We start from the raw sequence: 13,231 nt of genomic DNA, 5'->3' as shown, positions 1-13,231 counted from the left end.
AAAGGCCGGGAATCCATGCGGGTTCCCGGCCTTTGATTGATTCCCGATTCGGGAGCTACACGTCCGAGAACTGCTTCTGAAGCATGATGTTCAGGATGGTCTTGTCGGTCTCGATCATACCGTCCGTGGCCAGGGTGCCCACGTTGCGCATGGTGTCCTCGGGGGAATGGCCGATGATGCCGTCCGTGCTCATGACGTTGACCCCGTGCAGGGCGAAGAGCGCGGCCTGGACCGCCGTCCCGGCGGCCGTGGCCAGCTTGAGGGCGCACCCGGCCTTGGCCCCGTCGCAGATGATGCCCGCCAGGTCCTCCAGCAGGTTCTTGATGGCCCCGGCGATGTGGTGGGCGTCGCCGCCCAGCAGGAAGGTGATGCCCGCCGTGGCCCCGGCCCCGGCGGCCACGGAACAGCCGCAGATGGCCGAGAGCCGCCCGGTGTGCGCCTTGATGTAGGCCGTGACGATGTGCGACAGGGCGATGGCCTCCAGGACCGTGTTCCGGTCCACGTCCTCCACGAAATCCTTGACCGCCCAGATGGGCAGGATGGCCGTCAGCCCGTGGTTGCCCGACCCGGCGGAGCTCATGGCGGGAAGCGGTATGCCGGACATGCGCGCGTCGGCCGCGCCCGAGGCCAGGATGCGGGCGGCCAGCATCATGTCCTTCTTTATCAGGCCCAGGCGCGAGAGGCGGTCCAGGGTCTTGCCCACGCCCAGCCCCAGGCCGTACTTGAGGCCCTGCTCGGCCAGGCGGAGGTTGGTGTCCACGCCCTCCTGGAGAAAGGCGAAGTCCTCCTCGTCCAGGTGGTCGGTCAGGGCCATGAGGTCGCTCAGGCTCAGCTCCTTGAGCCACGCCTCCATGGCCGCCAGCGGGCTCTCCCCCTTGGGGCCGCCCTTGGCCAGGAGCGGGCTGTCCACGTCCCTGCCGTTCAGCTTCAGGGAGACGATGTGGTCGTGCAGCCCCTCGATGACCGACTCTGCCACGTCGTCGCCGCGCCGGATCACGTTCCGGACGTACAGGCCGTGGCGGTCCTTCAGCAGGGTGACCTCGACCTTGCCGTCCTTGCGGGCCCGCTCGGCCTTTTCGACATGCTCCGGGGCGACCGGCCGCAGGACCTCCAGCCGCAGGGACGGGTCGCCGCCGTAGGCGCCCAGGGCGGCGGCCATGTCCAGGCCGCAGTGCCCGCCCGTGCCGGGAATGGAGACGGCCAGGGCGTTCTTGTACACGTTGGGGTCCAGGGCCAGCTCGATGCAATCGAACTCGCCGCCGGGCAGCAGGGACATGGCGGCGGCCGCGCCCAGGGCGATGGCCACCGGCTCGGTGCAGCCCAGGGCCGGAGCCACCTGGAGTTTCAGGACGTCCTTGACCGTGAACGACATGGCTACCTCGCCGTGCTCTTGGGACAGGATTCGCTCAGGTAGCAGACCTCGCAGCCGCCGGTATAGGGATAGGGCGTCAGCACCGCGTACTTGCGGTTGACCGTGCCTTCCTCGTTCCAGGTCAGGCCCAGTTCCTCGAAGGCCCCGAGCACGCCTTCGCCCGGCCGGGGCAGCGGCGCGCACTTGCCGTCGGCAAGCTCGGGCACGAGGCCCTGGGCCGCGCTCATGACCATGGTGATGGCCAGGGCGTGGAAGAGCAGCCCGTTGGTCGGGGAATCCTGCCAGATGCCCTCGATGGTGTTCTCGGCGTCCTCGTCCAGGAAGAGGAGCAGGAACTTGCCCTCGCCGTCCGGGTTGACCAGCTCAAAGGCCTTGAGGTTCCCCTCGGCCCACTTGTCCCAGAACGGCTCGAATTCCTCCATGATATCCTGGTCTATGCGCGTCTCCCCCGCGATCTCCATGAAATACATCATGTCGAACTCCGGCATCGGCTTGAGGGGATTGATTTCGTATCTGGCCATGCATGTTCTCCTGCTTGCGGTGATTAGGAAGATGTGGATACCCGTTTTCCCGGCCGCGCTCAAGTGGAACGGGCGGCATTGCCAACCCTGCGTCTATCTGGTTAGGATGCACCAGCGGTAAAGATTCTCGGGCCGTTCCGCACAGCAACCGTCACCCCATCCCGGAGAACTGATGCCCGACAAGAAAACGCATCCCCTGCTCGATCGGCTCATGCAGCCGAGCATCAAGAATCTCTTCCTCGCCATCTTCATCGGCATCCTCGCCGGGTACGGAGCCGTCTTCTTCAAGCTCGTGCTCAAGTTCATGCAGTGGGTATTCTACCGGCATACCGAGGACATCCTGTTCTTCGCGGACAAAATCCCGCTGTGGATGAAGATCGTCATGCCCATGGCGGGCGGGCTCGTGGTCGGCCTGGTGGTCAGCTTCTTCGCCAGCGAGGCCAAGGGCCACGGCGTGCCCGAAGTCATCCAGGCCATCGCCATGCGCGGCGGCCGCATCCGCAAGCGCGTGGCCGCCGCCAAGATTTTCGCCTCGGCCGTGACAATCGGCTCGGGCGGCTCCGTGGGCCGCGAGGGGCCCATGGTCCAGATCGGCGCGTCCATAGGCTCGTCCATCGGCCAGGTCTTCCGCGTGCCGCGCGGCCACATGCGGACCATGGTCGGCTGCGGCGCGGCCGCGGGCATCGCCGCCACCTTCAACGCGCCCATCGCGGGCGTCCTCTTCGCCCTGGAAATCATCATCGGCGACTTCGGGCTGATGCAATTCTCGCCCGTGGTCCTCTCCTCGGTCATGGCCACGACGATCTCCCGCTACTATTTCGGCGATTTCCCCTACTTTTCCATCCCCCAGTACTCCATCATCTCCCACTGGGAGTTCTGCCTCTATCCCCTGCTCGGCATCTTCACCGGCCTGGTGGCCCTGGCCTTCACCAAGACCCTCTACAAGTTCGAGGACTGGTTCGAGGCCATCCCCATCCCGGACTGGATCAAGCCCGCCATCGGCGGCGGCCTGCTCGGCTGCACCTTCGCCGTGTTCCCCGAGGTCTTCGGCGTGGGCTACGGCGCCATGAACCGCGCACTGGCCAACGAGATGGCCCTGCCCCTGCTCTTCGCCCTCATCTTCATCAAGATCCTGGCCTCGTCCCTCACCCTGGGTTCGGGCGGGTCGGGCGGCATCTTCGCCCCGTCCCTGTTCATGGGGTGCATGGCGGGCGGCGCCTTCGGCATGGCCGCCCACATCCTGCTGCCCAACCTGACTGCCAACCCCGGGGCCTACGCCCTGGTGGGCATGGGCGGGCTGGTGGCGGGCACGACCTACGCGCCCATCACCGCCATCCTGATCATCTTCGAGATGTCCGGCACCTACTCCATCATCCTGCCGCTCATGCTGACCTGCATCACGGCCACGGTGATGAACTCGACCATATCCAGCGCGTCCATCTACACCACCAAGCTGCTCAAGCGCGGCATCGACATCCAGGCCGGCCGGGGCGGGCACCTGCTGCGCAACATCCTGGTCAAGGAGTCCATGACCCGCGACGTGGTCTCCATCCCGGAGTCCGCGCCCCTGTCCCGGATCATCTGGACCTTCAAGACCGAGAACGCGCCCTATCTGCACGTGGTGGACGGGGACGGCAAGCTGACCGGGATCATCTCGTTCCGCGACATCCGGGCCGTGCTGGCCGAGCCGGGCCTCCAGGAGCTGGTCATCGCCTACGACCTGGGCACGCGCGAGCCGGTCACCGTGCCCACGGACGACACCCTGGAGGAGGCCCTGGCCCGCATCCGCAAGAGCGGCGTCTCACAATTTCCGGTGCTCTCCACCGGGCCGCAGCGGACACTGGTGGGCACCCTGACCGAGTCGGCCATCAACGCGGCCTACGACTCGGCCGCCGTGCGCGACGAAATCCTGGCGGGAAAGTAGGGCCGCATCCGGTTGTCGGGCGCGACGCATTGTGATACATGCGAGCCGTCAAACAACGCCCATGCGCCAAGCGAGCCGACCATGAACGATATCCGCATCACCGCCACCCTGTCCCTGGACGAGAAGCACGCCGAGGACGCCTACATCGACTTCAACCTGTCGGTGGACGGCCAGTACCTGCACGAAATCAACGTCTACGTGGACCCGGTGGCCCTGGTGAACTCGGCCTCCCTGTCGGGCGAGTTCTTCATCTACACCTGCGACTGCGGCAACCCCGCCTGCCAGGGCATCGACGACGGCGTGCTGGTTTCCCACACCCCGGACACGGTCAAGTGGCGGCTCTCCAATCCCATCTCCTGGCCTCCCGAGGAGCCCAAGCCGGACTGGACCCACGAGGCGGAGTTCGTCTTCAGCCGGGAGAATTACGAGGAGCAGGTGTCCACGGCCCTGGACCACGCCAAGCGGCTGGCGCGGGGCTACCGGACCTCGGGCGTGCTCTGGGTGGGGCCGGACCTGACCATCGAGGGGCTCATGGCCCTGGAAATGCCCCGGCAGGGCGGCTTCTTCGCCTCCGAGCCCGAGGGCCGGGCCATGCAGTAGCGCCCGTCCGGGCTACTCCGCGTCGAAATACGCCAGCCCCTCGGGCGGCGTCTTGCCTTCGAAAAACGCTTCCAGCCGTTCTCTGTCCCGGCCGCTGATCTTCAGCTCCGACACGTTCAGGCCGCCCTCGGACCCGCCGTAGGTCTTCACGGCGCGGTCGATGAAATCCGCGTCCACGAACGCGGCCCGGACCGTCACCGACGGCCCCTCCCAGGCCACGGTCAGGGGCAGGACGGGGTCGCGGTCCGGCGCGCGGGTGACGAGGTTGCCGGTCCTGACCAGGGCCTCGACCACATGGTGCGGGAACATGCCGCCCAGGCGGCCCAGCCGCTCGGCAAAGGCGGGCATGACCGCCAGGTAGTAGTGCTGGTCGATCTTGCAGGCCACGGACCGGCCCGGCAGGTTGAGCATCCACGGTTCCTCGGCGAAGGCCTTGCCCAGCCCCTTCTGCAGCCGTTCGACCATCTCGGTGAAATCCGTCAGCGCCATGGCTCCTCCCTCGGCCGGTTCCCCGCCGCGCGGCCGGCCCGGTTTGACGCCAAAGGAAAAGGCCCCGTGCGGGGCCTTCTCATTTACTGCTTCTTGTAGAACTGTTGGAGGTAGCGGTCCTCAAGGTGCTTGTCCACCTTGGCCCGGATGGCCTCGACCTTTTCGGCCCCGATCTTGGGCGCCATCTGCTCCAGCATCTTGGGGATGATCTGCTCGCAGAACTCGGCCCGGCCGTAGGTGTTCAGATTGATCTGGGTGTCATGGTCAACTGAATAGCAGGCCACAACCTTGGTGGCGTAGTAGTTGGCGTAGGCGGAGGGAAGATTGCCCGCCTCCTCGGCGCACTTGCCCTTGAGGTAGTAGGCCAAACCCAGGTCCGTGATCTGTTCCGGATTCTGGATGGTGCTGTCCAGGTACGGCTGGGCGTCAGCGCACTTGCCGTCCTTGTACAGGGCCTGGCCGATGGCGATGTCGGACTTCTGGGCCGCGCCGCAGGCGGCGAGAGACAGGGAGAGCCCCAGGAGCAGGGCGAACGTCAGCAGTTTTTTCATATTCTCACCTCGTTTGTGTGCACGTACAGTCCAGTCAGTATCAATTCAGTTAACCGAAGACGCGATGCAAGTCCAGCCGATCAGATGGAAATGACCAGGGGCACGACCACTGGGTCGCGGCCCAGCACCTTGCGGAAAAATCGGCGCAGGGCCGAGCGGATGCGCTCCTTGAGCTTGGCCGTGTCGCCGGGCATGATATTCTCGTGCACGTCGAGGACGATGCATTTGGCGTCGTCCAGGACGTGGCTGTACTGCTGCTCGAAGACGAACCCCTTGGACATGATGTCCGGCCCGAGCGAAATCTCGCCCGAGGCCTCGTCCACCACCAGAACCACGATGACCATGCCCTCGCCCGCCAGCAGTTGGCGCTCCTTGAGCACGCTCTGGCCCACGTCGCCCACGCCCTTGCCGTCCACCAGGATCTTCTCGGCCGGGAAGAGCGGCTCCAGGCGGTAGGTGCCGTCGCCAAAGAAGGTCACGGGCTGGCCGTTCTCGATGAGCAGGGCGCACTCGTCCTCCACCCCGCAGTCCACGGCCAGCCGCCGGTGCTTGACCAGATGGCGGTACTCGCCGTGCACCGGGATGAAATATTCGGGCCGCACGGTCTCCAGCATCAGGGTCAGTTCGCCCGCGTGGGCGTGGCCGGAGGCGTGGATGCCGTGCATCTTCTCGTACATGACCTCGGCCCCGAGGCGGTAGAGGTTGTTGATGACCCGGGTGATGGCGCGCACGTTGCCGGGGATGAAGCGCGAGGAGAGGATGAACAGGTCGTCCGGCTTGACCGCGAGCTGCCGGTGCTCGCCCATGGCCATGCGCGAGAGCGCGGCCAGGGGCTCGCCCTGCGACCCGGTAACCAGGACCACCAGCTCGGAGTCCCCGTACTCGTCCAGCCGGTCCAGCTCGATGAAGGTCCCCTTGGGAATCTTGAGGTGGCCCATCTCGCGCGCCAGCTCGATGTTGCGCTGCATGCTCCGGCCCGAGACCGCCACCTTGCGGCCCTCGGCGTCGGCCAGGTCGAAGACCTCCTGGATGCGCTGGATGTGGCTCGAAAAGAGCGAGACCAGGATGCGCCCTTTGGCGTTGTTGAAGATCTCGCGCATGCTGACCTTGATCTCGCGCTCGGTCAGGGCGAACCCCTCCCGCTCCACGTTGGTGGAGTCGGAAAGCATGAGCCGGACGCCGCTGTCCGAGAACTTGCGGAACGCGGCCAGGTCCGTGGCGTGGCCGCCCAGGGGGTTGCGGTCGATCTTGAAGTCGCCGGTGTGGACCATGCGGCCCACCGGGGTCTCGATGCCGAGGCCGAACCCCTCGATGATGGAGTGGCAGACCGGGAAAAAATTGAAGGTGAAGTCGCCGAGCAGGAGCCGGTCGTAGGGGCGCACGGGCCTGAGGTCCGCCCAGCGGTCCAGGTCGTGCTCCTTCAGCTTGCCCTCCACCAGGGCCAGGGTGAACTCGCTGCCGTAGACCGGCACGTCCACGTTCTGGAGCAGCCAGGGCAGCGCGCCGATGTGGTCCTCGTGTCCGTGGGTGAGGACGATGCCGCTCAGGAGCTGCTTGTTGCGCAGCACGTAATCGAAGCACGGGATGACCACGTCCACGCCGAAGTGGTAGTCCTCGGGGAACATCAGGCCGCAGTCCACCAGGCACATGGTCCGCTCGGTGCGGTAGGCCATGCAGTTCATGCCGATCTCGCCGAGACCGCCCAGGGGGTAGAGACTGACGTACGGTTCGGCCATCTCAGGCGTCCTTTGCCAGAAGTTCGCGATAGGCCGCGCTCATCATCTCGCGCAGGTCGTCCTTGAACCGCTCCCGCTCCTTGAGGGTGTAGCGGGAGGGGTCGATGACGGGCAGGGCCTTGAACCGGACCACGGGGCGGTTGTCGATGATGAAGTCGCCCTTGCCCATGATCCTGCCGGTGTTGGTCATGACGAAGGGGACCACGGGCAGGCCGCACTTGAGGGCCAGGATCATGGCCCCGATCTTGAACTCCATCAGGTCTTCGAGATGGGTGTTGCGCGTGCCCTCGGGGAAGATGACCGGGGAAATGCCCTCTTTCGCGACCTCCACGGCCTGGTTGAGCGACTCCATGGCCGCCCGCCGGTTGTCGCGGTCGACGCAGATGTGCCCGGCGTGGGCCAGGGCCTTGCCGTAGATGGGAATCTCGAACAGGGACTTCTTGGCCACGAAGCGGATGCGGTTGTCCTTGAGGACCTTGAAGAGCACCGGGATGTCCAGGTTGGACTGGTGATTGCCGATGAAGACGTAGTGACCGCCCGGTTTGATCTCGCCCATGTCGGCGTCGATGGTGACGCCGGAGAGGGCCACGGCGGCCGCGCCCCACTTGAGGCCCCAGCGGTCGTATTCCTCCGGCGTGGCCTCGTCCTTGTTCACCCCGAGCATCTTCAGGCTGTACCAGATGGTGACCGGAACGAGCAGGATGGTGAAGAATATGCGTTTGAACATGAAAATTTCCTGTTGTTGTATCCCGGTTGAGTAAACCAATTCCTGGCGCGAAACAAGCCGCTTATGGCGAAATGCTCCCGCCAGCAGCGTGAAACTCCGCAAAAAAAGGGCGGCGGGTCTCCCCGCCGCCCCGAAGTTGATGAACTGTGGCCGCCTAGCTCGCCTCTTCCACCTTCCTGTGGGCGGCGATGACCTTCTCCGCTTCCTGCGGCGGGCACTCCTCGTAGGAGGAGAACTCCATGAAGAAGGTGCCCTGCCCGGCGGTCATGGAGTTGAGGTCCGGGGCGTACTTGAGCATCTCGGACATGGGCACGTTGGCCCGGACTTCGGTCAGGCCGGCCTTGGAGTCGGACCCGAGGACCTTGCCCCGGCGCGACGACAGGTCGCCGATGACGTCGCCCATGTAGGCGTCGGGCACGGCCACGGTGACCAGCATGATCGGCTCCAGCAGGACCAGCTTGCCCTTCTCGCACGCCTTCTTGAAGGCCAGGGAACCGGCGACCTTGAAGGCCATTTCCGAGGAGTCGACGGTGTGGTAGCTGCCGTCGTAGAGCGTCACCTTGAAGTCGATGACCGGGAACCCGGCCAGCACGCCGCGCGCGGCGGCCTCCTGGACGCCCTTGTCCACGGCCGGGATGAACTGGCGCGGGATGGAGCCGCCGACGATGGCGTCCTCGAACTCGTAGCCTTCGCCCGAGAGCCGGGGTTCGAGGTGAATCCAGCAGTCGCCGAACTGGCCGCGGCCGCCGGACTGCTTCTTGTGGCGGCCCTGGACCTCGCGCGCGCCGACCTTGAAGGTCTCGCGGTACGGGACCTTGGGCGTCTTGAGCACGATGTCGACCTTGTAGCGGCGGCGGGCCTTTTCGACCGAAACCTCGATGTGGTTCTGGCCCATGCCGGAGAGCAGGATGTCGCCGGTCTCTTCGTCGCGGGAGAGGGTCAGCGTGATGTCCTCGTCGAGCAGCTTGGCCACGGCGGAGTAGACCTTGTCCTCGTCGCCCTTCTCCTTGGGAGCCAGTGCGAAGGTGATGAGCTGCGGGGCGATGGCGGGCCGGGCGAGCTTGAATTCGTCCTTTTCCACCAGGGTGCTGCCGGTGGGGGTGCTCTTGAGCTTGGCAAGGGTGACGATGGAGCCCGGGCCCATGGGGCCGGAGGCCTTGGCCTGCTCCTTGCCGGTGACCAGCAGGAGCTGGCCCACGCGCTCCTTCTCGCCGTTGCTGGCGTTGAGGAGTTGGGAGTCGGGCTTGAGCTCGCCGGAGAGGACGCGGACCACGGTCAGTTGGCCCGCAAAGGGATCGGCCATGGTCTTGAACACGAAACAGGCCAGGGGCTCGTCCGGAGAGCTGGCGCGCTCGCCTTCCTCGCCCTGCCAGGGCTTGTGGTCCAGCGGGCTCGGCAGCAGGTTCTGCACGGTGTCGAGGATCATCTGGCCGCCCTGGTTGTTCAGGGCGGCGGCGACGACCACGGGCACCAGCTCGCCGGAGGCCACGCCCGCCTTGAGTCCCTGGGTGATCTCGTCCGGGGTCAGCTCGCCCTCTTCGAGATACTTCTCCATGAGCTCCTCGTCGGACTCGGCCACGTTCTCGATCATGGCCTCGCGGATGGCCTCCACCTCGTCGGCGATGTCGGCGGGAATCTCGCCCTCGGTCACCTCGCCGTCGGCCGCGAACATCAGGGCCTTGCCGGAGAGCATGTCCACCACGCCCTTGAACTCCTCCCTGGAGCCGATGGGGTAATAGAGCAGGGCCGGGCGCGCGCCCAGGGCCTCGGAGATGCCGCCGAAGGCGAGGTCGAAGTCGGCCCGGTCGCGGTCCATCTTGTTGATGACGATCATGGCGGGCAGCTCCATCTCCTTGACCAGGGCCCAGACCTTGCGGGTCAGCGGCTTGACGCCGTCAACCGCGTCGATGACCAGCACCGCGCCGTCGGCGGCGGTCAGGGAATAGGAGAGGTCGCCCGCAAAGTTGGAGTCGCCGGGAGTATCGATCAGGAAATGGTCGTTCTTCTTCCACGTGTAGTTGGCCAGACCCGGCTGCGTGGAACCTCGACGCTTGATTTCCTCAGGCTCGTAGTCGAGAACCGTGCTTCCTTCCTCGACCTTGCCGAGACGGTTGATGACGCCGGTCTTGAAAAGCAGCATTTCCGCTACGCTGGTCTTGCCGCTGCCGCCGTGACCGACGAGGGCGTATGTCCTCTGGTTTTTCAGGTCAGCCATTGTCTACTCCAGTCTATTTATTGGTTTAAACCACGATTCCGGGAACCTCCGACCCCGTGGAATCATGCGCACTTGGTTTTTCACAGGTTTAGACCTATAGGAAGAGCAACGCGAGATTGTCAAGGGGGGCGACCCTCAAAGAGCGACGTCTCAACCAGCCGCAATAATTACAAAAATGTTGCTTTTGCGGCCTATTTCGGCAAAAATGACAAAAAATACGGCCGGTTGGCCTTTCATCACATTACTCCCCACGGAGCCGACTTTGCCCACTACCCCCGCACTGCGCACCCTGGCCGCGGACGAAATCCGCACCGGCGGCGACCACCTCTTCTGGACGGCCGATCCGTCCGAAACCCTTTCCGAATCCCTGCGCCGGACCGGCCAGACCGCGCCCGTCCTGGTGCGCGATACCGGGGACGGCCCGGAGCTGGTGGCCGGGCGCGCCCGTCTCCTCGCCCTGCGCGCCCTCGGCCGCCCGGTCCTGGTCCTGATGGTGGACGCTCCGGCCGACCTGGACGCCGGGCTGCTCTACCTGGCGGACAACGCGGCCCGGCCCCTGGACGACGCCATGCGCCTCGCCGCCCTGCGCTTCTTCGCCCCGCTCCTGGACCGCGCGGCCCTGGCGGCGGACATCCTGCCCCGCCTGGGCGTGCGGCCCGGCTCCAAGGACGCCCGGCTGCTCGACGCCTGGCTGGACCTGCCCGAGCCCTGGCCCGGCCACCTGGCCGAGGGGCGCGTCCCCCTGGCCGCCGGGGAGGTCCTCGCCCGCCTGGCCCCGGCCGACCGCGAGGCCGCGGCCCCGCTCTTCGCCTCCCTGGGCTGGTCCCGGTCCAACGGCGTCAACCTGCTGACATGGCTCTTCGAGGCCGGGAAGATGACCGGCAAGCCCCTGGCCGACCTGCTGGCCGAGTCCGGCATGGCCGACGTCCCGGCCCTGGGCCTCTCGCCCAAGGACGCCATGGCCCGGCTCGTCGCCCTGGCCCGCCAGACTCGCTACCCAGCCCTCTCCGCCCTCCAGGCCGAGTTCGAGGAGACCGCCCGCGAGCTGTCCGCCGGGACGGCCTGGCGCGTCGTCCAGCCGAACAACTTCGAAACCGGCGGGGCCGAGCTGACCATCCAGGTCAAGACCCCGGCCCAGTTGGCCAGGGCCGTGGACGACCTGGACGCCATGGCCGCCAAACCGGGCTGGGAAAAGCTCTGGAACATGGGCGGCCGCCGTGACTGATCCGGCTCAGCTCCCCCGCCACCTGCGGCGCATCGGCCGCGTCTTCGTGGACGAGTCCATGCTCGACTCCCCCCTGGCCCGCCGCGTGCGCGACCGGCTCGCGGGCACAACCCATGCCGACATCCCGTGGATCGCCGTGCCCGAGGGGCAGGACCGCGTGGAATGCGCCGGGCGCGACGAACAGGCCCTCTACCTCAAGGAATACAAGGGCCGCTTCCTGCGCTTCTGCCCCGGCACCCGCGCCTACCACTGCTGCGGCTACCGCATCATCCACATCGGCGAAAACTGCCCCATGGCCTGCTCCTACTGCATCCTCCAGGCCTACTTCCAGGACCGGGTCCTCAAGGTCTGGGCCAATCAGGACGCCCTGTTCCGCGAGCTGGCCGAGGGCTTCGGCGCGGACCGTACCTCCCGCTTCCGGGTGGGCACCGGCGAGTTCACCGACTCCCTGGCCCTGGAGCGCCTGACCGGCTACAGCCGCGACCTGGTCGGCTTCCTGGCCGACTACGACAACGTGGTCCTGGAGCTCAAATCCAAGGTCGTGGACCTCTCCTGGATGGACGCGGCCACGCGCACGGACCGCGTCCTGCCCGCCTGGTCCCTCAACGCCCCGGCCATCAACCAAGGGCAGGAGTTCGACGTCTCCACCCTGGAGGAGCGGCTCACGGCCGCCCGCACCTGCGCCGAGGCCGGGTTCCGCGTCTGCCTGCACTTCGACCCGATCATCCACTTTCCCGGCTGGCGCGAGGGCTACGCCGAGATCATCGACCGCATCTTCGACTACGTGCGGCCGGAGCAGATCGCCTACATGTCCCTGGGCTCCTTCCGCTGCATGCCGCAGCTCACGCCGATCATCGCCGACAACTTCCCGGACGCGGCCTACATCTACAACGAGTTCGTGCCCGGCCTGGACGGCAAGGCGCGGCTGCTCCGCCCCCTGCGCCTGGAGCAGTTCTCGTTCATGGTGGAGAGGCTGCGCCGCCACGGCATGGACGAGCAGCTCTACTTCTGCATGGAGTCCACCGAGGTCTGGAACGAGGTCTTCGGCTTCGCGCCCCAGGACTTCGGCGGGCTGAACCGGCGGCTCATGGACCGCGCCTTCGGGAACTAGCCGCCCCGGCTGATGCAATTCCCCCGTTTTTCCGATAGGGAGGGGGAAAACGACGGAACCGACATGGCCAACGAGACCTACACCCCCACCGACCGCTTCGAGGAGCTGGACCGCATCGACCTGGACGCGGCCTTCGGCGTCCTGGACGTCTATTGCCGCAACCTGCTGCCCGACCTGGAGGCGTGCCTGGTCTTCCTCTCGCGCATCCTGCGCGACACCGGGTCCGGGACGCATCCCCTGACGCAAAAGTGGCTGCCCCGGCTGGTGCGCAAGGCGGCCGCCCTCGGCCCGCTGGACCCGCAGCCCCTGGGCCTGGCCCACCAGCTCACCGGCGACCCGGAGACAGGCGCGCGCCTGGACCGGCTCGGCCGGTTCGAAATGGAGCCATCCCTGCGCGACCTGCGTTCGGTGATGAACGACCCGGACCGGCTGGAGCGCAAGCGGCGCAAGCTCGCCCGGCTCCTCGCGGACAAGCCCGGCCACGTCCCGGCCGCCTCCCTGCTCCTGCAACTGGACCACTTCCAGGGCGTCGCGCGCGGCGACTGGCAGGACGGCTTCACCGTCCCCAAATTCTTCCGCGAGGCCTGGAACCGGCGGCTCTTCCTCCACCTGGCCGGGCTGGGCGAGGCCGAGGCCGCCCTGGCCCTGTGGCGCGAGCTGGCCAAGGGGCCGGTCTGCGAGGTGGAGCTCAACCTGGCCGCCGCCCAGCACGCCCTGCTGGGCGAAACCGGGGCCGCCCTGGACCTCTACCGCCGCTCCC

11 protein-coding genes and 1 pseudogene are annotated in these 13,231 nt (G+C 66.7%); 5 read left to right on the top strand and 7 right to left on the bottom strand.

Annotation, left to right across the window (positions count from 1 at the left end):
- Positions 1–55: 55 nt before the first annotated feature.
- Together PHP91_RS15195 and PHP91_RS15190 are read right to left on the bottom strand one after the other, a co-directional pair.
- Positions 56–1,372 (bottom strand): L-serine ammonia-lyase, iron-sulfur-dependent, subunit alpha, encoded by a 1,317-nt coding sequence (locus tag PHP91_RS15195; RefSeq protein WP_300142569.1) that lies wholly within the window; start codon positions 1,370–1,372, stop codon positions 56–58.
- A 2-nt stretch (positions 1,373–1,374) separates the two neighbouring features.
- Positions 1,375–1,893 (bottom strand): hypothetical protein, encoded by a 519-nt coding sequence (locus PHP91_RS15190; RefSeq protein ID WP_300142566.1) that lies wholly within the window; start codon positions 1,891–1,893, stop codon positions 1,375–1,377.
- A 172-nt stretch (positions 1,894–2,065) separates the two neighbouring features.
- Between PHP91_RS15190 and PHP91_RS15185 the strand changes: the two genes are divergently transcribed.
- Both PHP91_RS15185 and PHP91_RS15180 read left to right on the top strand, forming a co-directional pair.
- Positions 2,066–3,817 carry a chloride channel protein gene (locus PHP91_RS15185; RefSeq protein WP_300142563.1) on the top strand — a complete coding sequence of 584 codons (1,752 nt, stop codon included), beginning with the start codon at positions 2,066–2,068 and terminating at the stop codon, positions 3,815–3,817.
- 81 nt (positions 3,818–3,898) lie between these two features.
- Positions 3,899–4,417 (top strand): hypothetical protein, encoded by a 519-nt coding sequence (locus PHP91_RS15180; protein WP_300142560.1) that lies wholly within the window; start codon positions 3,899–3,901, stop codon positions 4,415–4,417.
- A 12-nt stretch (positions 4,418–4,429) separates the two neighbouring features.
- Here PHP91_RS15180 and PHP91_RS15175 read toward each other — a convergent pair whose 3' ends face one another.
- From PHP91_RS15175 to PHP91_RS15155, 5 genes are all read right to left on the bottom strand, one after another.
- Positions 4,430–4,906 (bottom strand): hypothetical protein, encoded by a 477-nt coding sequence (locus PHP91_RS15175; protein WP_300142557.1) that lies wholly within the window; start codon positions 4,904–4,906, stop codon positions 4,430–4,432.
- A gap of 83 nt (positions 4,907–4,989) precedes the next feature.
- Positions 4,990–5,457: a hypothetical protein gene (locus PHP91_RS15170; protein ID WP_300142555.1), complete on the bottom strand. Its 468-nt coding sequence runs from the start codon at positions 5,455–5,457 to the stop codon at positions 4,990–4,992.
- An 80-nt stretch (positions 5,458–5,537) separates the two neighbouring features.
- Positions 5,538–7,193, bottom strand: coding sequence for a ribonuclease J (locus PHP91_RS15165; RefSeq protein ID WP_300142552.1), 1,656 nt, complete (start codon positions 7,191–7,193; stop codon positions 5,538–5,540).
- Position 7,194: 1 nt separating this feature from the next.
- Positions 7,195–7,920 (bottom strand): lysophospholipid acyltransferase family protein, encoded by a 726-nt coding sequence (locus PHP91_RS15160; protein WP_300142549.1) that lies wholly within the window; start codon positions 7,918–7,920, stop codon positions 7,195–7,197.
- Positions 7,921–8,074: 154 nt separating this feature from the next.
- On the bottom strand, positions 8,075–10,135 hold the full coding sequence (locus PHP91_RS15155; protein WP_300142546.1) for an elongation factor G: 2,061 nt from the start codon (positions 10,133–10,135) through the stop codon (positions 8,075–8,077).
- Between the two features lie 262 nt (positions 10,136–10,397).
- Between PHP91_RS15155 and PHP91_RS15150 the strand changes: the two genes are divergently transcribed.
- The 3 genes and pseudogenes from PHP91_RS15150 to PHP91_RS15140 all read left to right on the top strand — a co-directional run.
- A complete protein-coding gene (locus tag PHP91_RS15150) occupies positions 10,398–11,360 on the top strand; it encodes a ParB N-terminal domain-containing protein (RefSeq protein ID WP_300142543.1) in 963 nt (320 codons plus the stop codon).
- On the top strand, positions 11,353–12,471 hold the full coding sequence (locus tag PHP91_RS15145) for a spore photoproduct lyase family protein (protein ID WP_300142540.1): 1,119 nt from the start codon (positions 11,353–11,355) through the stop codon (positions 12,469–12,471). Before PHP91_RS15150 ends, PHP91_RS15145 begins: the two co-directional genes overlap by 8 nt.
- A gap of 63 nt (positions 12,472–12,534) precedes the next feature.
- Positions 12,535–13,231: pseudogene (locus PHP91_RS15140) on the top strand (glycosyltransferase family 2 protein); the annotation flags it as partial.

The sequence above is a fragment of the Pseudodesulfovibrio sp. genome, from assembly GCF_028692895.1.
In the GTDB taxonomy this organism is placed as follows: domain Bacteria; phylum Desulfobacterota; class Desulfovibrionia; order Desulfovibrionales; family Desulfovibrionaceae; genus Pseudodesulfovibrio.
Note: the sequence above shows the minus strand (reverse complement) of the source record. Positions and strands in the feature narration are given on the sequence as shown.

Bases quoted from the DNA above. Each gene is read 5' to 3' on its own strand.
- PHP91_RS15185 (WP_300142563.1), top strand. From the start codon at position 2,066: ATGCCCGACAAGAAAACGCATCCCCTGCTCGATCGGCTCATGCAGCCG.
- PHP91_RS15175 (WP_300142557.1), bottom strand. From the start codon at position 4,906: ATGGCGCTGACGGATTTCACCGAGATGGTCGAACGGCTGCAGAAGGGG.
- PHP91_RS15180 (WP_300142560.1), top strand. From the start codon at position 3,899: ATGAACGATATCCGCATCACCGCCACCCTGTCCCTGGACGAGAAGCAC.
- PHP91_RS15155 (WP_300142546.1), bottom strand. From the start codon at position 10,135: ATGGCTGACCTGAAAAACCAGAGGACATACGCCCTCGTCGGTCACGGC.
- PHP91_RS15160 (WP_300142549.1), bottom strand. From the start codon at position 7,920: ATGTTCAAACGCATATTCTTCACCATCCTGCTCGTTCCGGTCACCATC.
- PHP91_RS15170 (WP_300142555.1), bottom strand. From the start codon at position 5,457: ATGAAAAAACTGCTGACGTTCGCCCTGCTCCTGGGGCTCTCCCTGTCT.
- PHP91_RS15165 (WP_300142552.1), bottom strand. From the start codon at position 7,193: ATGGCCGAACCGTACGTCAGTCTCTACCCCCTGGGCGGTCTCGGCGAG.
- PHP91_RS15195 (WP_300142569.1), bottom strand. From the start codon at position 1,372: ATGTCGTTCACGGTCAAGGACGTCCTGAAACTCCAGGTGGCTCCGGCC.
- PHP91_RS15190 (WP_300142566.1), bottom strand. From the start codon at position 1,893: ATGGCCAGATACGAAATCAATCCCCTCAAGCCGATGCCGGAGTTCGAC.